At 61.5% G+C, this 23,069-nt stretch carries 22 protein-coding genes and 1 pseudogene; 8 read left to right on the top strand and 15 right to left on the bottom strand.

All coding sequences use genetic code 11. The annotated features are described in order from the left end of the window. Nucleotides 1-63: 63 nt before the first annotated feature. The gene (locus V5E97_RS39650; RefSeq protein WP_406697069.1) at nucleotides 64-780 is read left to right on the top strand and encodes an SPFH domain-containing protein; all 717 of its coding nucleotides are present in this window, start codon (nucleotides 64-66) and stop codon (nucleotides 778-780) included. After that, nucleotides 773-1,588 carry an SPFH domain-containing protein gene (locus V5E97_RS39645; protein ID WP_406697068.1) on the top strand — a complete coding sequence of 272 codons (816 nt, stop codon included), beginning with the start codon at nucleotides 773-775 and terminating at the stop codon, nucleotides 1,586-1,588. The genes V5E97_RS39650 and V5E97_RS39645 overlap by 8 nt, the downstream gene beginning before the upstream one ends. A gap of 168 nt (nucleotides 1,589-1,756) precedes the next feature. Here the strand turns inward: V5E97_RS39645 and V5E97_RS39640 are convergent, their stop codons facing one another. Further along, nucleotides 1,757-2,452, bottom strand: a complete 696-nt coding sequence (locus V5E97_RS39640) for a hypothetical protein (RefSeq protein ID WP_406697067.1) — start codon at nucleotides 2,450-2,452, stop codon at nucleotides 1,757-1,759. A gap of 524 nt (nucleotides 2,453-2,976) precedes the next feature. Here V5E97_RS39640 and V5E97_RS39635 point away from each other — a divergent pair. Continuing rightward, on the top strand, nucleotides 2,977-3,330 hold the full coding sequence (locus V5E97_RS39635; protein WP_406697066.1) for a hypothetical protein: 354 nt from the start codon (nucleotides 2,977-2,979) through the stop codon (nucleotides 3,328-3,330). A 403-nt stretch (nucleotides 3,331-3,733) separates the two neighbouring features. Here V5E97_RS39635 and V5E97_RS39630 read toward each other — a convergent pair whose 3' ends face one another. Together V5E97_RS39630 and V5E97_RS39625 are read right to left on the bottom strand one after the other, a co-directional pair. Beyond that, on the bottom strand, nucleotides 3,734-4,699 hold the full coding sequence (locus V5E97_RS39630) for an acyl-ACP desaturase (RefSeq protein WP_406697065.1): 966 nt from the start codon (nucleotides 4,697-4,699) through the stop codon (nucleotides 3,734-3,736). A 771-nt stretch (nucleotides 4,700-5,470) separates the two neighbouring features. Further along, nucleotides 5,471-6,988 carry a sulfatase family protein gene (locus V5E97_RS39625; RefSeq protein WP_406697064.1) on the bottom strand — a complete coding sequence of 506 codons (1,518 nt, stop codon included), beginning with the start codon at nucleotides 6,986-6,988 and terminating at the stop codon, nucleotides 5,471-5,473. A 299-nt stretch (nucleotides 6,989-7,287) separates the two neighbouring features. On the opposite strand from V5E97_RS39625, the gene V5E97_RS39620 reads away from it, so the two are divergent. Beyond that, a complete protein-coding gene (locus tag V5E97_RS39620; protein WP_406697063.1) occupies nucleotides 7,288-7,734 on the top strand; it encodes a TIGR03067 domain-containing protein in 447 nt (148 codons plus the stop codon). A 202-nt stretch (nucleotides 7,735-7,936) separates the two neighbouring features. On the opposite strand, the gene V5E97_RS39615 is transcribed toward V5E97_RS39620, so the two are convergent. The 8 genes and pseudogenes from V5E97_RS39615 to V5E97_RS39580 all read right to left on the bottom strand — a co-directional run bounded on the left by V5E97_RS39615 (nucleotide 7,937) and on the right by V5E97_RS39580 (nucleotide 14,443). Continuing rightward, a complete protein-coding gene (locus V5E97_RS39615; RefSeq protein ID WP_406697062.1) occupies nucleotides 7,937-8,851 on the bottom strand; it encodes an urease accessory protein UreD in 915 nt (304 codons plus the stop codon). Next, complete coding sequence (ureG, locus tag V5E97_RS39610) at nucleotides 8,848-9,486, bottom strand: urease accessory protein UreG (protein WP_406697061.1); 639 nt, start codon at nucleotides 9,484-9,486, stop codon at nucleotides 8,848-8,850. Before ureG ends, V5E97_RS39615 begins: the two co-directional genes overlap by 4 nt. Before the next feature lie 25 nt (nucleotides 9,487-9,511). Beyond that, nucleotides 9,512-10,180 (bottom strand): urease accessory protein UreF, encoded by a 669-nt coding sequence (locus V5E97_RS39605; RefSeq protein WP_406701292.1) that lies wholly within the window; start codon nucleotides 10,178-10,180, stop codon nucleotides 9,512-9,514. Between the two features lie 33 nt (nucleotides 10,181-10,213). Beyond that, entirely contained in the window at nucleotides 10,214-10,879 is a 666-nt protein-coding gene (locus tag V5E97_RS39600; RefSeq protein ID WP_406697060.1) for an urease accessory protein UreE, read from the bottom strand. Between the two features lie 23 nt (nucleotides 10,880-10,902). Continuing rightward, nucleotides 10,903-12,623: pseudogene (locus V5E97_RS39595) on the bottom strand (urease subunit alpha). Nucleotides 12,624-12,654: 31 nt separating this feature from the next. Beyond that, nucleotides 12,655-13,140 carry an urease subunit beta gene (gene ureB, locus V5E97_RS39590; protein WP_406697059.1) on the bottom strand — a complete coding sequence of 162 codons (486 nt, stop codon included), beginning with the start codon at nucleotides 13,138-13,140 and terminating at the stop codon, nucleotides 12,655-12,657. Nucleotides 13,141-13,199: 59 nt separating this feature from the next. Further along, complete coding sequence (locus V5E97_RS39585) at nucleotides 13,200-13,502, bottom strand: urease subunit gamma (protein WP_406697058.1); 303 nt, start codon at nucleotides 13,500-13,502, stop codon at nucleotides 13,200-13,202. Next, nucleotides 13,502-14,443 (bottom strand): urea transporter, encoded by a 942-nt coding sequence (locus V5E97_RS39580; RefSeq protein WP_406697057.1) that lies wholly within the window; start codon nucleotides 14,441-14,443, stop codon nucleotides 13,502-13,504. Before V5E97_RS39580 ends, V5E97_RS39585 begins: the two co-directional genes overlap by 1 nt. 261 nt (nucleotides 14,444-14,704) lie before the next feature. Between V5E97_RS39580 and V5E97_RS39575 the strand changes: the two genes are divergently transcribed. Then, nucleotides 14,705-16,444, top strand: a complete 1,740-nt coding sequence (locus tag V5E97_RS39575) for a porin (RefSeq protein ID WP_406697056.1) — start codon at nucleotides 14,705-14,707, stop codon at nucleotides 16,442-16,444. 775 nt (nucleotides 16,445-17,219) lie between these two features. Further along, nucleotides 17,220-17,456 (top strand): hypothetical protein, encoded by a 237-nt coding sequence (locus tag V5E97_RS39570; protein ID WP_406697055.1) that lies wholly within the window; start codon nucleotides 17,220-17,222, stop codon nucleotides 17,454-17,456. A 9-nt stretch (nucleotides 17,457-17,465) separates the two neighbouring features. Here the strand turns inward: V5E97_RS39570 and V5E97_RS39565 are convergent, their stop codons facing one another. The 4 genes from V5E97_RS39565 to V5E97_RS39550 all read right to left on the bottom strand — a co-directional run bounded on the left by V5E97_RS39565 (nucleotide 17,466) and on the right by V5E97_RS39550 (nucleotide 20,964). Then, on the bottom strand, nucleotides 17,466-17,732 hold the full coding sequence (locus tag V5E97_RS39565) for a hypothetical protein (RefSeq protein ID WP_406697054.1): 267 nt from the start codon (nucleotides 17,730-17,732) through the stop codon (nucleotides 17,466-17,468). A gap of 235 nt (nucleotides 17,733-17,967) precedes the next feature. Continuing rightward, nucleotides 17,968-18,804: a sugar phosphate isomerase/epimerase family protein gene (locus V5E97_RS39560; RefSeq protein WP_406697053.1), complete on the bottom strand. Its 837-nt coding sequence runs from the start codon at nucleotides 18,802-18,804 to the stop codon at nucleotides 17,968-17,970. 70 nt (nucleotides 18,805-18,874) lie between these two features. Then, nucleotides 18,875-20,083, bottom strand: coding sequence for a ribonuclease D (locus V5E97_RS39555; RefSeq protein WP_406697052.1), 1,209 nt, complete (start codon nucleotides 20,081-20,083; stop codon nucleotides 18,875-18,877). Nucleotides 20,084-20,187: 104 nt separating this feature from the next. Next, nucleotides 20,188-20,964: an alpha/beta fold hydrolase gene (locus tag V5E97_RS39550; protein ID WP_406697051.1), complete on the bottom strand. Its 777-nt coding sequence runs from the start codon at nucleotides 20,962-20,964 to the stop codon at nucleotides 20,188-20,190. Between the two features lie 259 nt (nucleotides 20,965-21,223). Between V5E97_RS39550 and V5E97_RS39545 the strand changes: the two genes are divergently transcribed. Further along, nucleotides 21,224-21,544: a hypothetical protein gene (locus tag V5E97_RS39545; RefSeq protein WP_406697050.1), complete on the top strand. Its 321-nt coding sequence runs from the start codon at nucleotides 21,224-21,226 to the stop codon at nucleotides 21,542-21,544. An 86-nt stretch (nucleotides 21,545-21,630) separates the two neighbouring features. Beyond that, a complete protein-coding gene (locus V5E97_RS39540; RefSeq protein ID WP_406697049.1) occupies nucleotides 21,631-22,941 on the top strand; it encodes a M20 metallopeptidase family protein in 1,311 nt (436 codons plus the stop codon). The last annotated feature ends 128 nt before the right edge of the window (nucleotides 22,942-23,069 follow it).

Genomic DNA, 23,069 nt, shown 5'->3' with positions numbered 1-23,069 from the left:
ACAGGTGGAGTACCCTGGAGAAGGTCTCGTTACCTGCGGGTCGAATTCTTTCCGGGGTGGGTGATGCTCGAGTTTCTCCAGGCGATGACCGGAATTTTCGTGGTGGTCTATGAAGGACAGCACGCCTTGAAGTTTCATCTCGGGCGAGCCATCGGTGTGGTCGGGCCCGGCGTTCACTTCAAGATTCCGATCCTCCAGCGCTTCCAGGTCGAGCCCACCAAGGACACGACCCTCGACCTTGAGCCGCAAGTGATTCAACTGAGCGACGAACTCGTCTATGAGGTGGGCGCCAAGGTCGTCTACCAGATCGTCGACCTCCGCAAGGCCGTCATCGAGGTCGACAACCTGGTCGAGGGCCTCAAAAATCGGCTCGTGATCATCGTGCAGAACGTGGTCAAGGCCCAGGACCGGCACTCGATCCGCGACATGTCGCGGATGGTCGACGAGGTGAAGGAAGCGCTCCGGCCGGTCGAACAGCAGTGGGGCGTGAAGATTCACGAGTTTGGCTTCTCGACGTTTTCGCCCACGCCGGAGACCATGGAAATCACGCAATTGCAGAAGCTTGCGCATGAGAAGCTCTCGCTTTATCGCCAGTTCCACGATGAGCAAGGACTCAACTCCGAGGCGGCGGTCTCGTTGATCTCGGGCGCGGTCATGGCCTTGCCGGCCCAACGCGCGCGGCTATCCGCGACGAGTCCTCTGGCTCCCACCCCGCCCGAGCTCGACGGAGCGAACCACGACACTGAGACCAACCTCTCGGATGAGGATCGCGATGGATGACCTGCTCGCTTGGCCGCTCAAGATCCTTGAGGTGGTCTGGAAGGTCACCTGGAGGTTTGCCCAGCAGCGTCCCTGGGCCGCCGCGGTGGCACTCTACGGCCTGGCTCGCGCCTTCGGGATCATGATTCAGTCCGGTCAGCGCGGAGTTCTGTTCCGTTGGGGACGAGCCGCCAAGGAGCTCGAGCCGGGCTTCCATTGGCTGATCCCCTTGATCCATGGGGTCAAAACCACGCCCGTGCGCTCGATCACGCTCGACCTGCCGGTGCAGAAGGTGCTCACTGCCGATGGGCTGGTCTACGACGTCAGCGTGAACGTGGTCTATCACGTGGAGAATGCGACCAAGGCCTTGACGTTGATCGATCACCTGAGCGCGGGCTGCCGAACCGCGGTCTCAATTCACGTCACGGAAGTCCTCCGCGTCCGCGATCAGGCGCAGTTGGCCGACCGCCTGACGCTGGACCGTGAGCTGACAGAACGTGTGCAGTCCTGGGTCGCCCGCTGGGGGCTCGTGATTGAGCAGGCGGGGTTCACGTCGATTGCGCCCAACAAGGGCGTTTTGCGGACGACACAGCTCGGCGAGAAGACCGTGGAACGTGCCCGAATGTTACGAGGGCTGATCGATGGGGGACTCGACGTCGATTCCGCGCTCGTGATGATCGGAACCGAACGCCCGCCGACGGCGAAGTCGAGCCACCGCTATCATGCTCGATCGCGTCGCTTGGCCCCGAGGAACGCTGGGGTTGGACGGGGGAACTCGACGACAGGACTCCGACTTTCCGGAACTCGGGAGTCCCCCGCATCCTCTTGATGAACCTCACTCCCCGCCGCTCAAGGGACGCGTCGCCCCAGAGCCTCAGGGGCGATTCCCCTCAACGACAGCAGCGATGAACCAGAACGAGCGAGTCGCCCGCAGGGAGATGGCGGGGGCAAGACCCGGTTCCCAGTGGCGTCGAACCGGTCCGCTCCGTCCTTACAATCACCGCTCATTTTCGGTTTTCCGCCCCGTTCCGGTTGCCTTGGCCTTCGGTTTTCCCTGGTCTGTACCGGTTCCGCGAGGGAGGTTGGGGACCAGGCTCGGATCATAGGTCGAACCGGCCGACACCTGAACCAACGTGATCCGCATCTTGGTCGGGAAGAACTTTTCCGAGTCGGGCCGCCGGTGAGCATGGCCTTTGCCACCGCTACCGTCTTTGATCACCAGATCCATTTGCTTGATCCCTTCGGACCACACGATCGCGTCGTTCTCCCAGAAGGATTTCATCGAAATGTCTTGTTCATAAACGCCTTTTTCACGGTAGAGCACCGTCCCGGTGCAACCGTAGCCGTTCCCTTGACCTCGATTTGGGATGTAGCAAATGCTCCAGGTCGTGGGTTCGCCCCCCGCGGGCTTCTCGATGACCTCCGTGCGGATGTGGACCGTCCCATTCCGATAGTCCACTGGGCTCGTCCAGTTGCGCGGTCGGTCTGGGTTGATCGCTTGGCCGCGGACGTAATAGTGCGACTTGCTCGGCTTCGACGTGTCCGCGTCCTCCTTGGTGAAAGTGAAGGTCGCGTCGAACAGGACGAACTGTTCGGCGAAGCTTACCGAGGATGTCATGATCAGCGCCACCATTCCCGCCAGCCGTGCCATGGCACCGACCCGGGCCGCTCGAATCCACTTCAATGGTCTCATGGTGACTGAACTCCAAGACGTCGCCGACGAGCGACCGTGATAAGGGAATGACAGGAAAAAGGATATCCGCAAAGTCTTCAAGAGGGGCACCATTTTTTTGAGGGTAGCTTCGGAGGGGCTGCTACTTATTATGTTTTAAGTGAATGTTGAGTTTTAGTGTGTGTATTTGTTTGTTTTTAGCAATCCGCGACTGGACGAGAATCTCGCTTTCGTCAGCCCAAAGACAGGAGCTTTCGCATGGGCTTGCTCGCTTGATACCGTGGCAAGGGCACAGCGTCGAGGAGTCCGGGCGGAAAACCCGGCAACGTGGCGATAGTGTCGAAACCTCGGGTCTTCACCTCTACCGCAGATCGTTGTTGATTTTGCTTGTGGTGACGGTCGTCAGCGCCAGCACGGAGCTCTTGAGGATTGCCTCTGCGGGGCCGCGAAATGCAGGTATTTGGTTGCTGACCTCTCTGGTTCACGAATCGGTCTTGCCTCATACTTTGGAGGCCAAGCTCGACATTCCTTTCAAGGAGACCATCATGGATCCGTCGAACGACCGAATCTTGCGCCGAACGGAGCGAAATCGACGCCTCGGGAGAGGGTCGGGGACGGTCATCCTGGTCCTGGCCGGCATAATCGGGTGCTTCGGGCTCTTTGGCACCAAGGTGCTCGAGGCTCAGCCGAGGGCGACTCGGGCTCCTGCAGCTCAGCCGGTCCGCCGCCCCAATGATTATCGCCAGGTCCAGGTCGTCTGGGCGAATATGGCCGAGACGCTCAACCAATGGGAAGAGAAGGGCTGGGAGACGTTCCAGATTGTTCCGATCCAGGCCACGAACCCGGGCGTTGGTGCCCCGATGACGGTGGCCATCCTGTTCCGGCGACCGGCGAAGTGAGTGAGCGGCGGCCCGCCGCGATCAGCCGCGAATTGTCCGTCTGCTCGTCCGGTTAAGTGGGTTCAGCCTTGCAAGACGCGGAGGAGCAGAATTAGCACGCCTGTGACCACGACCGAAACCAGGATCGAACCCAGACATCCGAGTTTGTTGAAGTAGAACAAGAACATGGGCCGGCACCCTCGTGATCTCGATGCCCGACGGAGTTGACATTCGCTCCAGGATCGAGTCGCACCTCAGTCAGCGAGGTGCACTTTCGGTGCCGGTTTTCCCTTCGGTTCCGCGCGGGGACGGCGATGGGGAATGGGCGGAAGACTTTACCGACCGTAGCCGGATCGGGTACCGCCGGACCAGGGGGTTGGGCCGGCGCGTCCCAGAAGGCTGTCGCACTCGAATGAGCACGAACTCAGGCTTTGCGATCTCGGATCCAGGAGAATGAGGTGGGGGCCTGCTGGGCGACCTGCTCGCCGATCTCGTCGGCAAAGCGATCGAAGCGTTCGGGTTGCTGGCAGATGTAGTCCTGGGCCTTCGCGGCTTTACCTGACACCGATTGGTGGCCGAGGTTCCAGGCGTTGTTGAGGTGCCGGATGATATCGCCGTAGTCCCGGGACGTGTAGACCCCGGTGCGCTGAGTGACGGCCGCGTAGTGATCGAAGAGATCGGGAGTTCTCCCGTCGTCCATCCTGGCCCCGGGCATCGCGATCATTCGCCGGAGCATGGCGCGATAGGCCAGAATTGTTCCCTCCGGGTCGCGTTCCATCGCTTGTGCGACCACTTTCGTGTAGAAAACCTCATGTCGGGTCTCGTCCGATGCGATCTTGCGGCAAATCATTGAAAGATTCACTTCGCCCCGTTCGTCGGCGAGACGGCCGAGGTTGCCGTGGGACATCCGGGTGGCTCGTTCCTGGAACGCAGCGTAGACGAGGCCCGCCTGGTTGTTCCCTTCGCTGCCCGGACTGAATCCGTTCTTGATGAGATGATGGACAGTCAACTCAACGGATCGCATGTTCACTCGCCCGGTGAGGCGGAGATAGGTATTGAGTAGATCGCCATGCCGGTTCTCCTCCGCCGTCCAACCACGAAGCCAGTGCGCCCAGGGAGTATCCGTGGTACCGCTTGGGTCCTTCGCGACATGCTCGAGCGAGATGGCGTAATTCGGGAGCGCCTCTTCGGTGACCATGTTGCCGACCAGAACGACCAGCAATTCATCGGGCAACCGCAGAGACGTCTCCCGGAATTGTGCCAAGTTCTCGGACCAATTGTCTGACTCGAGGTCTGGGAGGTAGTCGGTCGGTTGCCAGATTTGGTTGACAGGGAGAAGAAGCGAGAGGTTCTCTCCTACAAAACCTTGCAAGCTATCGACAATGTCCATCTTCAGACTGCTTTCTCGCCGCAAAAGACAATGCTCGAAGCGGGACCGTTCGTTCACAATCCCAAAGACAATCGAACATGGCGTGTGAAAATTGAAATGCCGGGCCTCCCCGAGGTCCTGGCGCTGCGGATCACGATGAGATCATCTGGGCAATGAATTTCAGAGACAGATGATAACGTTCTGCTTGTCAGGAAGCCTGGCCGGACTCTCCGTGGCAGGGACCACGATGGCCTCACCGACTTCCGTCCTTTTTGTGCTTTGTCGTTGCGAAGTCGATGGATTCAGCAGGAGTCTCAAGGCCAGGTCGGGTCGTGATTCGGCTCGAATAGATTGACGACCCCTTCATCACTGGTCAACGGACGGTCCGCCAGTTCTTGGGGATCGAACCAAACATACCCGGTCCAATGGTTTTCCAGAACCGGAGATATCAGGTCTGGTCAATCCATTGAGAGTTGAATGGCTGTAGTTTGGGGCAAATACGGGGGATGCGTTGAAAGTGGTCGATCTTTCCCTGGTGGGATCGATCGCACGAACATTGCGTCATATTACGGAGGAAGCAAATTCGGGGCTAACGCGATCGGCCCTATCATGACCGATCATCAAACGCCAGGAAAGCCGATTTGTTCAATATCACGTCGTCCGGCCCAGAATCATGGGGAATCGGCGGTCCGCCTGGGCCCTCCTTGGCCTCCGAGTCACAACCAGATCCCCTAGATAGGACGACAGCGGACCACTTGATCGCTTCTCGATCAATTTGAGGGCCTCGACCACTCAAGCTCCGGTTGGCGTTTCGCGAATCGGGGTCACGGTTTTCAGCTTGCCGGGTCGGGGCCGGATCCGGTTGGGGAGCGGATCACCGGTCTCGCGATCGAATTCGTCGGGGTTCAGCGGGCCGGCCTTGCGATCGTCGGTCTCGGCTTCCCAGGTTGCCAGCGCCTCACGCATCCGCCGGAGTGTGTTGGCCTGGTCTTTGTCGTCGGCCAGGTTGTGCAGCTCGTTCGGATCGGACTCGGTGTCATATAACTCTTCCGCGGTCCGAGGCCGAACGAAACAGACGCTCTGTTCAGGCGTGAGTTTCCGCGCATCGCGCAACGACCGCATCACCTGATAAGTGGGGCTCCGCACGGCATCGGCGGGAGGGGTCAGAGGCATGTCGTTGTCATAATTTCTGATGTATTTGAAGCGTTCGGAGCGGACCGCTCGCGCATGGGCGGCGTAGTCGTGCCAGTTGTGTTCGGCGAAGATGAGGTCACTGACTTTCGCTTGTGGATCGGTGAAGAGGATCGAAACGTCCTGGCCCTGAACGCTGGGCGGTCGCTCGAGCCCGGCCAGAGACAGAATCGTGGGGGCGATATCGACGGAGCTGACCAGGCGGGCGCAGTGGCTGCCGGCCGGGATCCGGCCGGGCCAGCGGACGATCAAGGGGGTCTTGATTCCGCTTTCGTAGAGGGTCGTCTTGCATCGCGGGAACGGCCGGCCGTTATCACTGAGGAACAAGACGACCGTCTCCTGGCTTGCCTCTTGCCGGTCCAGTTCCGCCAGAACCTCGCCGACGAACCGGTCGAGGCGGCCGATCTCGTCGTAGTAAAGGGCGAGATCCGCACGGACCTCAGGCGCGTCGGGCAAGTAGGGTGGGATCACGACGTCTTCAGGGCGGTGCGGCTTGGCGATGGCCCCGTCCGCATAGTCGCGATGCGGGTCGAAGGCGGCCAGCCAGAGGAAGAACGGCTTGTCGCGAGGCCGGTCCCGCAAGGTGGATACCCATTGGTCGCAGCCGCTGGCGGCGTCCCCCTTGGCCTTTGAGGCCAACCGAGCTCCGATCGCCTCGGGGCCGGTGGGAAGCTGGAAACTGGCTGGGTTGGCTTCGTGGACGACGTCGAATCGATTCTTGACGGCGTTACCCAGGTGCCACTTGCCGGCGGCGGCGGTCCAGTAGCCGCTGGCCTTGAGTCGCTCGACGAACGTGACCTGGCTCGCGGGCAGTGGCCAGTGCAGCTCCTCGGCGTCGGTACTGTGCGGGTATCGGCCGGTGATGATGCTGGAGCGGCTGGGGCTGCACGAACTGCAGGTCAGGTAGGCGCGGTCGAACCGCATGCCCTCACGAGCCAGCGCGTCAATATTGGGCGTCCGGATCGCCCTGTTTCCGAAGGCCCCGCAGTCGTCCCAGGCCATGTCGTCGGCGAGGATCAGGATGAAGTTCGGCGGTTTCTTCTCCTCCGAACCGCTGGCCGGCATCAGCAGCAGATTGGGGAGAACGAGCAGCAGTCCCGCCAGGGAGATCATCCTCATGGTTCCTCCTCTTTGGATCGTTCGGAATTCCGACACGCGCAGTGTGGCAAGCGACGGCCGGCATCTCAGTCGCGAGCCAAGCCGTTTCGCATTGGCCTGACCGGCACGCTACAATGCCGCGATCCGACCTTAACCGCCAGCACTGTGAGATGGCAATGTGCCAGGCGCACCTTGACATCCCCATTGCTCCGCCCGCACTCTTGTTTCATCTGGCAGATGATGAGCATGCACATGCCTCCGAACGTTGCGCTCGCTGATCGACCCGATCGTTGCCTACCGTTTGAGAGAGGAGGAGTGAAATGAAACGCTTCGCTTTGATGACCCTGGCCGTCGGCTTCTTGCTCGGAGCCGATGACGATGAGTCGGCTCGCGAACTTACCGCCTTGCAAGGGAGCTGGTCGCTGGTCTCACTTGACGTCAACGGAGAGAGCCTGTCCGACCAGCCGGAGGCGCCGAGCCTGCTGGTGTCGAACGCTCTGTATGTCACGGTCAGGGACGGCCGACGAACTTCCTATGGGTTCCGGCTCGAGCCGTCGACCGACCCCAAGGCGATCGAGCTCACCCTGGAAAATGGCCCGGATAAAGGCCAGATCCTCAAGGGGATCTACAAACTCGAAGGCGACCTGTTCACGGTCTGCCATGGACTGACACCGCAGGACGATCGTCCGGTCGAATTTTCGACGGGCGCTGAATCGGGCCATACCCTGATCGTCTGGAGGCGAGCGAAGGCCAAGCCGAGTTCATGAACCGACGTCTGAGCCGCCGTTTGATGTGATCAGCGTTCGGTCAAGGTCGGAAGCGAGCTCATGCGATTGATCGAAGAATTCTTGTCGATTTCATGCTTGAGATGCTTCGCCAAAAAATCGAACCCCCCGGCGCTGGGTAGACCGTCGACCGGGGGCAACGATTTCGATTTGCCGTATTGCGATTGAGGCGCCAAGGGGCAGATCAGCGCCAGGGAAATTCGCTTGGGACAGGGTATTTGGTCACTTCCTCGCGCACCAGGGTCCAGAAGTTGCGAATCCGGGCGCGGGCGACGCTCGACTCTAGCGCGAGCACCTTGTAGATCAAGCCGGCGTCGTTGGGCAAGCGAGCGGCTCCGTCGGCCCAGTCTGCCGAGCGATCGAACGTGGGTTGAAGGTTCGCGAGGATCCGGTCGGCGTGGACTTTCGGGGTGAGCAGGACGACGTTTCCGAAGACGTCGAACTTGCCCATCACCCCGAGATCCCGGGGAGAGAACTGCGCGGGCTCGACCACGAATTTCTCGGCGAACAAGGCGGTTCCGTCGGGGCGTTCGGCCTGCACGGCGGCAGAAAAAAGGTCGAACTCGTAGCTCTCGCCGTCCCGGTAGTATTTGCGGCCGGCCATGAGGGTCTCCGCGTACAGGAGCGTGGCCGTCGGGTCGATGGTGATCCGGGTTCGGGTCAAGAACCGCGCGTGGCGGAACGGGATGACCGGGTCGGGGAGGTATTCGAGGTAGGCGCCTTGCTCCAGGACGATCTCCTGGGTTTGTGCGGCGTAGTTCGTATCCATCTCGTGGATCTTGGTCGCCGCTTGAGTGGTGACGTGTCCGAACGAGTGCGCCGCAGCCTCGATCCGGATCTGGTAGCGGTCCCCCTGGAGGATCCCCCCGGAGTTGGTGATGATGAAGACCCAGGGGAGTGCCGGCATTCCTTCGTCGCAATAGATCGCCCGCTGGACGAGCAAGGGGGCTTTCCGCTCCATCACGGCCAGGATCGAGCGCTCCTCTCGGCGCTCGAACCGGAGCCGCAAGCGCGCATCCTTGCCGAGCGATCCGCTCGGAAGTTGCTTCGGTTCGTCCTTGTAGGGAGCCAACTCGGGGTCGACGATCGGCCTCGTCATACTTGCGGGGCTTTCATCTCGAGGTCGAACAGGACGTTCTCACGGATCAGGTGGACCAGGGCATCAATCCCTTCGCCCGTCTTGCAATTGGTGAAGACGAACGGTTTCTCGCCCCGCATGAACCGCGAGTCGGTATCCATGACCTCCAGGCTCGCGCCCACGTAAGGGGCGAGGTCGGTCTTGTTGATGATCAGGATGTCGGACTGGGTGATACCAGGGCCGTTCTTGCGGGGGATCTTGTCCCCCGCGCCGACGTCGATCACGTAGAGGAAGTAGTCGACCAGGGCCGGGCTGAAGGTGAGGGTCAGGTTGTCGCCGCCACTCTCGATCAGGACCAGGTCGGTGTCCGGGAACCGTGCCTCCATGTCCTCCACGGCGGCGAGGTTCATGCTGGGGTCTTCGCGCACGGCCGTGTGCGGACAGGCCCCGGTCTCAACGCCGAGAATTCTCTCTTCAATCAAAACCCCCTTGAGCGTGCGTCGGACGTGTTTTGCGTCCTCGGTTGTCACCACGTCGTTGGTGATGATCAAGATTCGGATGCCCAGATCGATCAACTTGGGGGTGATCGCCTCAATGATCGCGGTCTTGCCCGAGCCGACGGGCCCGCCGATGCCGATTCTTGTGATTTTTTTCATGGGAGCAAGTTCTCGCGATACGATATCAGTTCATGAACAGGCGGACTCGAGCACGGACGTGTACTGCGGCGAGGACATCGATCACGGGCGAGAACGAGGCCATGTCGTCCAGCGAGCGATCGGCGACCCGTTCGTAGTCCGCCTCGACCTCGCCGTTGATTCGGTAGAGGATTGCCTGGGCGTCGAGGTAGTCGATCTTCATCAGCCGCAACGATGCGCCCAGCATCATGCTCGCCAGGCCGTACTGATGCACGGCGAACGCGTCCCGTTCCTCCAGGTCGAGCGTGGCAAAGACGAGAGCCTGGCCCACGGGGTAGGTTCCCGGGGTCTCCCCTCGCTTGATGGCGCTGAGCCACTCGCCGACGTCAGACGCATCCAGGACCTTGACGGCCATCTCAGCGAGCTTGCGGCCCATTCGAACCGTCATCGTCCGCATTTCTTCGTTGAGCTTACGGAGGAAGACGGCATGGTCGGCTCGCCAGATCCGTGCGGGATCGTTCACACGGGCGGCTCGGAACGCTTCGAGTAGCGCGATCCCGTCGGTCGTCGCCGACTGGCGGGTCGCCGTCCGGACGAACCGTTCGAGGCTGTCCGGGTCGTGGACGATTCCCTGTTGGATGGCCGACTCGAGCCCGTTGGAGAACGAGAACGAGCCGACCGGGAGCATCGAATCGCCGAACTGCAGGAGACGCATCAAGGCCGGGATCGAGGTCACGGTGCCGCTTTCTCAATGGACATGATCGTGGTCGTGCTTCTGCCCCGGAGTGGGCGTGTCATGCGAGTGCGTGTAAGTGTGACCTTGGGCGTCGACATGCTGATGTGGCTCGGGTTCGAGAATCATGCTGACATGAGAATGGGGTGTTGCATTGGCCCCTCCGAACAGGCGCCGGGCTTCGTGAGGAGCGAGGTAAGGGATGACCACGGACCCAGGGCGGAAGTCATAGGTGATCCCGACAAACGCATGGGTTTTCATGACCGAGGCCATCACCTGCCGGTCCACGGTCAGGGGCACATAGACCGTGGTCCCCTTCACGACGGCCGGCCAGTGCTGGTTGCCCAGGGCGTGGCCTAACTCGAAGCAGGTGCGGGCGAGCGTTTCAGCCGGGTTGGCCAGCATCGCGTCGAGTTGGATGACCAGGACGTCCTTGAGGTGAATCCGGGTCGCAATCGCAGTCCGCGTCGCCTCGTCCCACCCCAGGATATCGCCGTCGTGCAGGTGCGTGTTCCGCTCCAAGGCAACCGCCACCTCAGCGCCTGCATTCGTTTTGAGACGGAATCGATTCTTCTGCGCCTGCCATTGGTCGAGTTCCAGGAGATCGATCGTGGCGCCTTCCAGGCGTTCCGCCCAAGCCGCGTCGCCGAGGTTACCAAGACTTTTCTCGACCAGGATCATTGCAAAGGCTCCGCGTTGAGGCGTCAACCGAAGAAGTGAAGCTGATTCAGGGCGATCGTTTTCGGGGGAGTGACCGTCGCGTGGACGCCGTCCACGGTCACCGCGAAGGTCTGCGGGTTGACGTCGATCTTGGGGAGGTAATCATTGCGAATCATATCACGCTTGGTCAGTGTCCGGGTGCCGTAGACGGGCCGAACGATGCGTTCGAGCCCATACTTCTCGGCGATCCCGCGCTCGTGAGCAACGCGTGAGACGAACGTAATACAGGTTTGTGCCAGCGTCGATCCGAACGCGCCGAACATCGGGCGATACATCATCGGTTGGCAGGTCGGCAGCGAGGCATTGGGATCTCCCATGTTGCCCCAGACGATCATGCCGCCTTTGAGCACCAGCTTTGGCTTGGCGCCGAAGAAGGCCGGCTCCCAGAGCACCAGGTCAGCCATCTTGCCAGGCGTAATGGAACCGAGGACGTCCGAGATCCCAACCGTCAGGGTGGGATTGATGGTGACCTTGGCCACGAACCGGAGCACGCGGTTGTTATCGTTGCCCGAGCCAGCGTCTTCGGGTAGCGGTCCGCGCGTCTTCTTCATGATGTCAGCGGTCTGGATCGACCGCAGCCAGGTTTCGCCGACCCGGCCCATCGCCTGGGAGTCGCTGGTGATCATGGAGATCGCCCCCATGTCGTGCAGCACACTCTCGGCGACGATCGTCTCGCCGCGGACCCGGCTCTCGGCGAACGCGACGTCCGACGGGATCTTGGGGCTCAGATTATGGCAGACCATAATCATATCAAAAAGTTCGGAGACCGAGTTCACCCCGCAGGGAAGGGTCGGGTTGGTCGAGCTCGGTAGGACGTTGGGCTGGCCGACGACTTTGAGCAAGTCGGGTGCGTGGCCGCCGCCGGCCCCTTCGCTGTGATAGGTGTGGATGGTTCGGCCATCGAAGGCGGCAATCGTGTCCTCGACGAAGCCGGCTTCGTTCAGTGTGTCCGTATGGATCGCGACCGAGACGTCGTAGTCATCGGAAACGCGTAGACAGGCGCGGATGTTCGCGGGGGTGGTACCGTAGTCCTCGTGGATCTTGAAGCCGGCCGCGCCCGCTTCGAGTTGCTCAACGAGTGGAGGGACCCCGGCGCAGTTGCCCTTCCATGGAATCCGAAGTTGATCGGTAGGCCCTCGACGGAACGGAGCATCATCTCCAGGTTCCAGGGACCGTTGGTGGTAGTGACGCCGTTGGTTCCATCCGACGGTCCGATGCCCCCTCCCCAGAACGTCGTGATTCCGTTACTGAGGGCGGCCCAGACCTGTTGCGGGCTGATGTAATGGACGTGCGCATCCATTCCCGCCGCCGTCAGGATCAGGTGTTCACCGGCGATGGCGTCGGTGGCGGTCCCGGTCGTCAGGCCGGGTGTGACGTTGTCCATCGTGCTCGGATTGCCCGCCTTGCCGACACCGACGATCTTGCCGTTGCGAATGCCGACGTCAGCCTTGATCACGCCGAGAATCGGGTCCAGCACCGTGACGTTCGTGATGACCATGTCGAGGCAGCCCGCGGTCTGTGTGACCTGGTTGTCCGACCCCATGCCATCGCGCAAGGTCTTGCCGCCGCCGTACTGGAGCTCATCCCCGAAGGTCCTCAGGTCACGCTCGATCTCGATGTAGAGATCGGTATCACCCAGGCGGATTTTGTCTCCGACGGTCGGGCCGTAGAGATCCACATATTGCTTGCGCGAGAGTTTCGACATGGCGAAAGCGCCTTTCGCGGAACGAACCGTTTTAGGACTTCGAAGATTTGAACCCGAGGGCGTTGGCCTTCGCGACGGCGGTCGTAAAGTTCGGCCGATAATCGGTCGTCGGTCCTCCCCCGGTCCATCCATTGACCAGATCATTGAACCCGAAGCAGTGCTGTTTTCCCCCCATGGGGACCAGCGATACGGACTTCTGGTCCCCGGGCTCGAACCGAATTGCGGTCCCTGAGGGAATGTTCAGTCGTAAGCCGAAGGTTGCCGGCCGGTCGAATTCCAGGGCGCGATTGGTCTCGAAGAAGTGGAAGTGCGAGCCAACCTGGATCGGGCGGTCGCCGGTGTTCCTGACTTCGAGCGTGATCGAAGGTCGACCGGCGTTCAGCTCGATCTCGCCATCGGCGAGAATCAGGCCGCCGACCGGGGCCGAGGTCTTGCTCGTCGATTGCGGCGCCGCGTCCGGATGCCGGAGCCATTCCCCCACGCCCGGTACTTCTTTTGGAGTCTCGGAATCCGCCATCGGTGTTCGCTCCTGGGTCGTGCCGCTTCAGTTCGCATCACCTGACGATAAAGCGGCGGCTACTTGATCGGGTCGTGAATCGTGACCAGGCGGCTACCGTCGGTGAAGATGGCCTCGACCTGGACGTACGGGATCATTTCGACCACGCCCTCCATGACATCCGCCTTGGTCAGGATTTGGGCCGCCTCGCCCATGACTTCCTCGACCGTCTTCCCTTCCCGCGCGCCTTCCATCGCCGCGGCGCAGAGGATGGCCATCGATTCCGGATGATTGAGCTTCAAGCCCTTGGCCCGTCGCTTCTCCGCGATCTCGGCCAACTGATAAACCAAGAGCTTTTCAATTTCGCGCGGGGTCAGATGCATTAAATCACCTCCGCCTCGGGTTGGTCGGCGCTCTGGACTTTACTCACACCGTTCACGGTCCGTCCGAGATAGGGATCGAGTGCGAGCAGCGCCAACACGATCCAGGACGCAATGACGAACGGGGCCGTCAGCGCTGGGATACCCAGCGCTTTGGGAAAGAATTCAGTGAGTGGCACCGACACGACCGCGGCCAGAATCGACAAGGCGAGTGACGATCGCGCTAACCAGATCGCCATCGCGGCTAACGACGCATTGTAACCGTAGAGGCCGAGGGAGACCGAACCTGACGGGTCGTTGTGATAGATCGACTGTAAGGTGCCAACGACCGAGCCGATCAGCGCCAGCACCGCATGTCGCCAGTTGCTGAGTGCGATGCCCATCAGGAACAGGGCCCCGGGCAGGCTACGCGACCCGAGCATGACCTCGGCCTCGCCGGCCAGGACCGATTCGATGAACGTCGAGGGCGAGCGCGGGGCGGGTGCAGGGATGGTATCGATACTCTTGCCCGCCACGCCATGGACCAGGACGAGCGCCAACCAGGTCACCAGGACGAACGGGGCGGTGTACGTCGGAAACGGAGCGAATTGCCTCGCCAACCGGGTGACGACCGACGCCAGAGCGGCGCCCAGTACCAACAAGACCCAGGTCATCGGCACCGGACGCAGAAGCACGAGCAGGGCCAGGCCCACCAGCGCCGAGTTGAACCCGTAAATGCCGTCGCTGATCTCGTTTCGGTCGTACCTGAGGACGACAGCAACCCCCGTGCCGATCGCGGATCCGAGAATGGCGCCCAGGGCCACGAGGGGCGAGCCGACCGCGAGCCCGGCCAAAAAGAGCAGTCCGGTTCCCGCGTGGGGCTGAAACATGACTTGCGCGATGCCCCGAAGCACGACCAGCGTCGAGGTCCAGGCGACACCGTACTGCCATCCGGTACGATCCATGGAATTCTCGAATCGCTCTTGGCTTCCCCCGGCGAATCTCATCAACAAGGAGTGTTGTTCGGATCTCGCCTCGCTACTAGTCAACCACGAATCATAAGCCTGCTCGATCGGTCAAACCAGAGCTTTTCGCCACGATTCTTTAAAATCCATCCATTTTCGATCAAGGTGTCCGGGAGTAATTGTCGATGCAATCAGAAGAATCGGTATTGGCGGTTCGGTCGGCATCCTCCCTCACATCTGGATCAAGGGATGGGATTTCGTATGGACAATTCGTCCGTGGCGCGGGAACGGTCACCGTTTCGATTCGAGCTTCTGATCGTCCGCACCCTCTGCCTGATCCTGGGTTTGGCCGTCACGGCGAGTGCCCAGGAGCCACCACCGTTGTCCGCCCCCGCCGCAACGACTGCTGCGGTCGAGGCTCCGGCGAACCCGTCGAACGCGGAGCTTGCCGAGCAACTCCGGCTGCTCCGATCCGAGGTCGCCGAGACCCGCGCACTCAAGGCCGAGATTCAACAACTCCGCGGTATCGTGCACTCCATGGGCGCCCAACCGGGCTCCGCGGGGGCCATGACTCCCACGGTTCCCGGCGCCGCCGGTCCCCCGACGAATGGCCTGGTCGGGGCTCACGAGGGAACATCCGCCGAAGCGCAGGGGATCTCGAATCAGGTGCCCGAGCGGTATCACTCCGGGGCCTTCGCCAGCCGCGACGACCCCGGGGCAAGCACCGAGCGGTTCGGCATCAAGGGCCGATACAAATACAACGATAAGGCCACCGGCCCATTGGGTGGCGGCGGCTACTTTTCCTTCAGCTCGCCCGACGACGAATATACGCTCAACGTCACCAACCAGATCACCGTCGATGGCACGTTTCTCGACCGCGCCCGGATTCCGACCACCGAGCAAGGGTTCAATGTTCCGTTTGCGCGTTCTTATATTTATGGCAATATTACTAAAGATTGGAGCTACCAGGTCGGCGTCCAGGGCTTTCTCGGTACGTTTAATCTTCTCGACTTGTTCATGGCCTGGCATATCAATGACTACGTGACGCTCCGGGCTGGTAAGGGCCTCGCCCCGCCCCTGTATGAGTACTACGCCTTCAGCCCGGCGCTCGAGCCGGTGATTACCAACTCGCCACTCTTTCAGTTGGCCGGCAAACGTCCGATCGGCTTGATGTTTACCGGCAACCTCTGGAAGAACCGGATCCAATGGTGGTCTGGGATCAGCAACAGTGGTATCAGCCTGTTCGGCAATCTCGACCGCAATCAGGATTACAATGGTGCTGTCGACTTCACGCCGTTCCGCGGTGAGGGCTGGGAAGATACGGTTCTCGAGGGGCTCGGTGGTGGTGCCGGCTTCTCGGCCGGGAAGCAAGAGTACCTGCTCAAGCAGGAAGGCGTCTCCATTTCCAACAACGGCGAGTCCACCACGAACCCGGCCTTTTCCACAGTCCTGGGCGTCCCCTTCTACACGTACCATTCCAATGTGTCCGCCGACGGAATGCGCAGCGTCTTCTCGCCGCACATTTATTGGTACGGCCGCTTCAGTGTCCTGGCCGAATACATCAACTTCAGCCGCGTACTCACCGACGGTACGACCAAAGGCCGGTCCACCCAGCGCGGTTATTACGTCAACGCTTCGTACTGGCTAACTGGCGAGAGTGACTTCAAAGGCAACGGCTTCCAGGGCTACTCCACCGTCACTCCCCTCCACCCGTTCATCCCGAGCAAGCACCTCTATGGCCCTGGGGCCTGGCAGATCGCCGCCCAGTGGTCTGAGTTGAACGCGGGAACCGGCGACATCGCCCGTGGCTTCGTCGACACGTCGAATTCGACCAACCGCATGACCAATTTCATGGCAGGCGTCAACTGGTGGCCGAACCGCTACACCCGCCTCAGCTTCGACTACGTCACGACCAACTTCAACAACCCGATCCCCCTCAGTGGCCGGAGCCCGGTCGACGGATACCAAACCTTCTGGATGCGGTTCGCGATGTTCTTCTGACGGCCGCTGACACTTGCCTGACCTTGGCCAGGGTTTGAAATATGAGCGGAACCCACTTGGCCGATACCAAAGAGATCCTGCGGCCTATCTCACTGTAACCGGTTTTCGGTGACTTTTTTCGGCCGTAAAGCTTCGCCGAACCCGTTTCTCCCTCCGCCAACACGATTGGGCATGGCATCATCGTCGGCCTAACTAATCCCGTAGGGTGGGCATGGCCCGCCATCTTAACCTTTGTTTTGGCAAGGGGATAGGGATGGTGGGCCGTGCCCGTGGCCGCTGAGCAATCATAAATCGTTGATAAGAACCGGCCATGAGCGTCACAACGTTCGAGTGTACACTCTGCTGGATCGGGATCATCTCGCTCAAAAATCATTGCAGTGTGCTTGACATCGAATCAACCGCGACCTAGAGATTCGGATATCGAGTCGCTGAGGCGTCCTCAGGTTGTGGCTCGGCGATATGGCGTCACGAGTCCATTGGTCATCTTCAGCTCGATTCGTGAGGACTGACTCACGTCACGATATTAATGTCGTGTTCGTTGGGTTGATCTGTCATGGTGTCGAACTTGGAACGGTCGAGTCCTGGAAGGCTTTGCCTCGGTGGTCTTTCGAGGAGGGGGAGTCGCGTTCACGGTCGCCGTGTCGGCGGTGCCGCGGTTTGCCCCTAGAAGATTCGAAGAAGACCCGAACGCAGAGAGGCAACGCGGCGGGAGTGCGGGGTAGGCCGCCAGAATGTCTTCTGACAGCCGCAAGGTTTGAGCACTCGGAGAGAGGTCATGATGGATTCGGTGTTCGTTTCGATGGACCTGATCCGCCTGCCGTTTTGCGTTGAAGAATCCTCGACCATTCGATGTGAGAAGTGTTACGACGAGTTGGAGCGACACCAACTTGACATCGCACTCCCAGGCCGAATGCTCGGGACGTGTGAGTCGTGTAAGGCGTGGTATTTGATCGATCTGGAGGGGGGTGTCATGGTCCTCTTGCCTGACGAAGCGGACCTTCGTGGGATCTGAACCTGGCCTTCAACGCGAGGAGGAAGAGAAGGGCTCCCCTTCGCCCGTCAGGAGCCAGTGAGGGTGGGCTCCAGTCAACTCGATGAATTCGAGCAGGACCGTGGCCGGCATGGTGCAACCCGCCTCGTAGTTCCACCAGGTTCGCACGGGCAGTCCCAGGCTCGCGGCCAGGCGTTCCCCGTCTCCGGAATCGAAGCTCTCGCGAATCTCACGAACGCGACGGGCCAGTTCCTGCTTGAGAACGCGCAGGTTGCCGGAACTCGGGGAGCCTTCCATCAGTTGACCTCGGTGTGTGGGGAGCAGACTCCAACTCGGTCGACCGACCGGTCTCGGTGCCGAGACCGGACCTCGCAGACCAACGGTCTACGAGGTCCCGCGATCATGCGGAATCAAAATCAACGGGAGGCACGTCTTCATCGACGTGACGGTGCCGGCCAGTTGCCGTCGTGAGGCCGGCTCAATTGGCAGTCGGCCCCGTTCTGCTTCACTTCAAGCCCGTGGTATCAATCAATCAGTAACCGCAAGCACGGAGGTGCGCGACGCTCCGGGCAATGCGGTCGTGACGGCCCTCGAGTCCCGGTTCGGGCTCGTCCTTGATCCCCTCGATCTCGATCGTGTAGGGGCCGGCGAAGCCGATGCCGTCGAGGATCTCGCGGATCCGAGTGAAGTCGACGGCCCCGCCGTCGCCGACGGCCGGGAAGTACCAGTCCTCGAAACCGCCCCGGCTATCCTTCACGTGGACGTTACGGACGAGGTGCTTCACCTTCTCGAGTTCGTCGGCCGGGTTCACGCCTTCGTTGTAGTAACCGATATTGCCCGTGTCGAAGTTGAGCCGAACCTGGGGATGATCGAGCTCGTCCATCAGCGCGAGCATCGCTTCCGCGTTCTGGGTCGGCCCTTTGTGAGTCTCGAGGGCGACCGTGATCCCGAGTTCCCCGGCCGTGTCGCCGATCTGTCGCAAGTGGTCGATCACCGTTTTACGTTCGGCCGCATCGGCCGGCTGGCCGGCTCCCGAGATGACCAGGGGGACGGCAAACCAGCGCCCGGCGAATTGGATGCGGCGCTGGGTCAGCTCGAGTCCTTCACGGGTCCGGATGTCAGCGCCTCCCACATTGCAACCGCTGACCTTGACCTCGTGCTTGGCCAGGTGGTCACAGAACGACTGGGCGGTGGCGTCGTCGGCCTTCTCGGTGATCACGACCGAATCGGGGATGACCAGGCCACCGAAGTTGTGACCGCGAAGGGCCAGCTCGAGGTGATCGATACCTGCGTCGCGGATGCGCTCCACGGCCGTCCAGACGCCCGCGGCGCCGTAGCAGTTGGTGAAGCAGCTCAAGATCCGTTGCACGTCTCGACCTCGTTTGTCTGAGAGAAAAAAAGGGGGAAAAGCCAGGTTCGGGGTCTCGCGAGCAGGCTCGCTATTTCGGACGTCGGTCCGCGAGCGGCTCGAGGACGACAGGAACGTCGGCCCTGGGGTCAGCCACGCGAAGTGCACAACGGCCGGAAAGGACGTCGAGGAGGGGTTTGCCACAAACCTCGGCGCGCCAGCCTTCGGCCAGTTCGGGGCGGAACGAGTCGGGGCAGTTTTGGGAGTGCCAGCGAATCAGGTCCTTGAGATCATTCGAGGTCCCGACGAGTCCGGCGGCCACCTTCGACTGGGCACAGCACTGAGCTAGCGCCGCGGCGAGCAGGTTGACCACCATTGTCAGTCCCGGACCGTCATCGTGGCGGTCCGGCGGCTCGGGCAATTCCTCAGGGGGGACGAGCTGGGCACTGGCGATCACGGCCAGGAGATCGGCCGCCCTGCTCAACAGGTGGGGACGGTTGAAGTCGCGGAGCGCCTCGAGATCACGGCGGCTCGATGGCTGCCGCTTCGCGATCGCCACGAGCAAATCGTCGCGGAGTAATTGGCGAATCGGCCGATTCGAACGTCGGGCTTCCGCGAATCGCCATTCGGCCAGCCGGCGGGCCGCTTCGAGGCTCCTGCGGTTGAGCTGATGAAGTCCGGGAAGCCGACGCCAGCGCTCTTCCTCGACGCGATTCTGAATGCTCGAGACGAAATGCGCGAACTCTCCCTCCGCCCAATCCACGCGTCCCAGTTCTTTGAGCTGGGAGCCGAGGAGGTCGGCCAGGTCGAGCAGGTAGCGCACGTCATCCAGCGCGTACCGGAGTTGCGCCGCAGTGAGCGGTCGCCGTCGCCAGTCGGTCCGGGTCTCCCCTCCGGAGACGGTGATCCGGAGGGCCTGGCCAATCAGGTTCACAAGCGAGAGCGGGTAGCCGAACCCGACGAGCCCGGCGGCGATCTGCACATCAAAGACACGGCGAGGAACCGTGCCGGTCTTGAACCGGCAGATTCGCAGATCCTCGCTCGCCGCGTGCATCACGACCTCGATGGTCGGGTCGATCACCAGATTCCAGAACGGTGAAAGATCATCGATCGCCAGCGGGTCGATGACCGCCAGCCGTTCCCGAGTCGCCACCTGGATCAAGCAGAGGACCGGTTCGAACGTCTCTTCGGAGACAAACTCGGTGTCGAACGCAAAGCGTCCGGAGGCTCGTAAGTGATCGACAAGCTCGCCGAGTGCCGACGGAGTCGCGATCAACGGTTCTTCAGTCGCGTCCGGCATCGAATCTCGGTCTGCCCAAGTCTGAAAATTGTCGCAAATCACCCGCTAGTGACGAATTATCTCGGCTTCGTCATCAGGATGCAAGGGCCGGCTCTCCCCTTCGCTCAAGCTAGGCTGGAGAGAAAGCGCAAGATGGCTTCATTGCTGGCTGAAGGGTTCTCCAATGGGGCAAGATGTCCGGCGTGGGGGATAATCTCCAGTTGGGCCCCTGGAATCGCTTGAGCCATGGCTCGTGCCTCGTTCGGCGGTGTGATCGTGTCGTCCTCCCCGACCAGCACCAAGGTCGGTACGTGGATCCGGGCGAGGTCGTTGGTCCGGTCGGGACGAGCAGCCATGCCGCGCAACGCGCCTGCCACCGTGCGGGCCGGAGTGTGCTCCATCATGCGACGGACCGGTTCGATCCGGTCTGGATGGAGGCTCCTGGTTGTTTCGGAGAAGAGTTTGGGCAGCATCGTCGTGACGACGTGCTCGACGCTCCGGGTCGCTTCGACCTGCTTCGCCAGCTCTTGGCGGGCGAGTGCTGCCTCGGTCGAGTCGGCCCCCGCCCGGGTGTCCATGAGCATCAGGGCGCGAACCCGCTCGGGGTGTCGGGCGATCAGGGAAAGGGCGATGTAGCCCCCCATCGACAGGCCGCCGAGCACGACCGGTTCCTTGAGCTGAAGCGCGTTGAGCAGGTCGAGGACATCGTCGGCCATCTCGTCGATCGTGTAGATCCCGTAAGGGGCGGCCGTGTGACCGTGACCGCGCAGATCGGGCGAGATCACGCGGTAGAGCGAGCCGATCCTCGCCTGTTGCGCCTTCCACATCGTCCGATTGAGCGGAAATCCGTGGAGCAGGACCACCACCGGACCTGGGCCGTCGTCATCGTACGCCAAGAGCATTGTGAGAGTCCCCGGAAATGGGCGGCGGGGCCGCTCGTTTTTGAGAAAAATTCCCAAAAAGTCCGCGACGGTGCGCGGATGGGCGAGTCGGCCCCTTTCGTCACGGAATCTTTATCGAGAAACAACACGAGCAAAGGCGATGCCAGCGTTGCTCATTGAGAGACGATGGCGTGCGACCCGCCTTCGCCTTACAATAGATCCTGAAAACTGACCAGGACGATTCTATCTGAAGACGAACTCACGACCGGACTTGATTCTCATGCCGACACCGAACGAACTGTACGACCAGGCCGTGGATCTGCGCGACGGCGGCGACAAGCCAGGCGCCATTGCCAAGCTGGAAGAGGCTGTTGTATTGGATCCGACTTATGCCATCGGCCACGGGATGCTTGCCAAGCTCTATGTGGATCTTGCGGACTCCGACAAGGCGATTGAGCACGCCAAGAAGGTGGTCGAGCTCGAACCGGACGATACCTTCAGCTACACGGCGCTCTCCGTGATCTATCAGCGGTGCGGGAAAATTCCCGAGGCTGAGCACGCCAAGGCCCTCGCCTACAACAAGCAGATGGGTTTGGAATGACCTCGCCGATGAGGTTGCGCCCTCTTGTCTGATTCCGATCCGAAACGAACGACCTGGTGATGATCGCCCCGTCACGGAGTATGCCGATGCCTTTGCTGCGCGTCTGGTTGGTTTCCATCGTCTTGCTCGCGCCGACGGCTGCCTCCGTGAAGGGGGCAAGTCCGAATGACGCCTGGTTCCAGGCCAACAAAGACGAGTTGGTGGCGCTCTACACGCACCTGCACAGCAACCCCGAGCTCTCCTTTCAGGAAGTGAAGACGGCCGAGCGGGTCGCCGCGGAGTTGACCAGAGTCGGAGCCGTGGTCACGACCGGCGTGGGGAAGCTCGGGGTCGTGGGGCTCCTGAAGAACGGGCCGGGACCGACCGTCCTGATTCGGAGCGACCTCGATGCGTTGCCCGTGACCGAAGAGACCGGCCTGCCGTACGCGAGCCAGGCGACCGGGCTCGATCCGGCCGGCAAGCCGGTAAGAGTGATGCATGCTTGTGGTCATGACGTCCATATGACTTGTCTTGTCGGTGTCGCCCGCTGGCTGGCCGCGCACAAGGACCAGTGGTCGGGAACGGCCCTTTTGATCGGCCAGCCCGCCGAGGAGATGATCGGCGGGGCGAAAGCGATGCTCGACGATGGGCTCTACACACGCTTTCCCAAGCCCGACTTTGCCCTGGCATTGCACGTCACTTCCGACGAACCGACCGGGACCGTAGCCTACACGTCGGGCCCTGCCCTGGCCGGCTCCACGGCGGTCGACGTGCTGATCAAAGGCAAAGGGGGCCATGGCGCGTCGCCTCATTCGACCGTCGATCCGGTCGTCTTGGCCGCCCTGGCGATCCTCGATTTTCAGACAATCGTGAGCCGTGAAATCAACCCGATTCATCCGGCGGTCTTGACCGTCGGCTCGATCCACGGGGGCACGAAGCACAACATCATCTCGAACGAGGTGAAGCTCCAGCTCACCCTCCGCGCCTATCGCGATGACGTCCGCGACCAGTTGATCGAAGGCATCAAACGCCGCGTGGTTGGACTGGCCCGATCGCATCAAGCCCCGGAGCCTGTCGTGAGCATTGTGGAAGGCACGCCTCCGACAATCAACACGCCGAGCCTGGTTGCGCGAATCGTGCCGATCTTGAAAGCGACCCTGGGCGCGTCCAGCGTCAAGGAGGTCGAGCCGGTCATGGGGGCGGAAGATTTCGGCCTCTTTGGTCAGGGGGGAGTGCCGACCTTCATGTTCCGCCTGGGCACGATCCCGCCGGAACGCGTCAAAGAGGCGAAAGCGAAGGGGGAAATCCTCCCTTCACTCCACTCGGCCCGCTACTACCCCGACCCCGCGCCGAGCATCCAGACCGGAATCCGGGCCATGACCGCCGCCGCCCTGGAACTCATGCCGGCCAAGCCTTGACCCCAACCCCAGCACCCGCCCCGCCGTTTTTTTTTCGAGATTCGCATCGTTCTTCATGCCTTGCCGGATCATCGTTTGCCGCGGGCTTCGCCCGCGGGGCGGAGCCTTCCCAGGCAGATGGCACCCGG

The organism is Singulisphaera photorubra, from assembly GCF_045290345.1.
In the GTDB taxonomy this organism is placed as follows: Bacteria; Planctomycetota; Planctomycetia; order Isosphaerales; family Isosphaeraceae; genus Singulisphaera.
This window is presented reverse-complemented; position numbering and strand designations above follow the sequence as displayed.

Coding starts and splice junctions, on each gene's coding strand:
- V5E97_RS39650 (WP_406697069.1), top strand. CDS start 64: ATGCTCGAGTTTCTCCAGGCGATGACCGGAATTTTCGTGGTGGTCTAT.
- V5E97_RS39645 (WP_406697068.1), top strand. CDS start 773: ATGGATGACCTGCTCGCTTGGCCGCTCAAGATCCTTGAGGTGGTCTGG.
- V5E97_RS39640 (WP_406697067.1), bottom strand. CDS start 2,452: ATGAGACCATTGAAGTGGATTCGAGCGGCCCGGGTCGGTGCCATGGCA.
- V5E97_RS39635 (WP_406697066.1), top strand. CDS start 2,977: ATGGATCCGTCGAACGACCGAATCTTGCGCCGAACGGAGCGAAATCGA.
- V5E97_RS39630 (WP_406697065.1), bottom strand. CDS start 4,699: ATGGACATTGTCGATAGCTTGCAAGGTTTTGTAGGAGAGAACCTCTCG.
- V5E97_RS39625 (WP_406697064.1), bottom strand. CDS start 6,988: ATGAGGATGATCTCCCTGGCGGGACTGCTGCTCGTTCTCCCCAATCTG.
- V5E97_RS39620 (WP_406697063.1), top strand. CDS start 7,288: ATGAAACGCTTCGCTTTGATGACCCTGGCCGTCGGCTTCTTGCTCGGA.
- V5E97_RS39615 (WP_406697062.1), bottom strand. CDS start 8,851: ATGACGAGGCCGATCGTCGACCCCGAGTTGGCTCCCTACAAGGACGAA.
- ureG (WP_406697061.1), bottom strand. CDS start 9,486: ATGAAAAAAATCACAAGAATCGGCATCGGCGGGCCCGTCGGCTCGGGC.
- V5E97_RS39605 (WP_406701292.1), bottom strand. CDS start 10,180: ATGCGTCTCCTGCAGTTCGGCGATTCGATGCTCCCGGTCGGCTCGTTC.
- V5E97_RS39600 (WP_406697060.1), bottom strand. CDS start 10,879: ATGATCCTGGTCGAGAAAAGTCTTGGTAACCTCGGCGACGCGGCTTGG.
- ureB (WP_406697059.1), bottom strand. CDS start 13,140: ATGGCGGATTCCGAGACTCCAAAAGAAGTACCGGGCGTGGGGGAATGG.
- V5E97_RS39585 (WP_406697058.1), bottom strand. CDS start 13,502: ATGCATCTGACCCCGCGCGAAATTGAAAAGCTCTTGGTTTATCAGTTG.
- V5E97_RS39580 (WP_406697057.1), bottom strand. CDS start 14,443: ATGGATCGTACCGGATGGCAGTACGGTGTCGCCTGGACCTCGACGCTG.
- V5E97_RS39575 (WP_406697056.1), top strand. CDS start 14,705: ATGGACAATTCGTCCGTGGCGCGGGAACGGTCACCGTTTCGATTCGAG.
- V5E97_RS39570 (WP_406697055.1), top strand. CDS start 17,220: ATGATGGATTCGGTGTTCGTTTCGATGGACCTGATCCGCCTGCCGTTT.
- V5E97_RS39565 (WP_406697054.1), bottom strand. CDS start 17,732: ATGGAAGGCTCCCCGAGTTCCGGCAACCTGCGCGTTCTCAAGCAGGAA.
- V5E97_RS39555 (WP_406697052.1), bottom strand. CDS start 20,083: ATGCCGGACGCGACTGAAGAACCGTTGATCGCGACTCCGTCGGCACTC.
- V5E97_RS39550 (WP_406697051.1), bottom strand. CDS start 20,964: ATGCTCTTGGCGTACGATGACGACGGCCCAGGTCCGGTGGTGGTCCTG.
- V5E97_RS39545 (WP_406697050.1), top strand. CDS start 21,224: ATGCCGACACCGAACGAACTGTACGACCAGGCCGTGGATCTGCGCGAC.
- V5E97_RS39540 (WP_406697049.1), top strand. CDS start 21,631: ATGCCTTTGCTGCGCGTCTGGTTGGTTTCCATCGTCTTGCTCGCGCCG.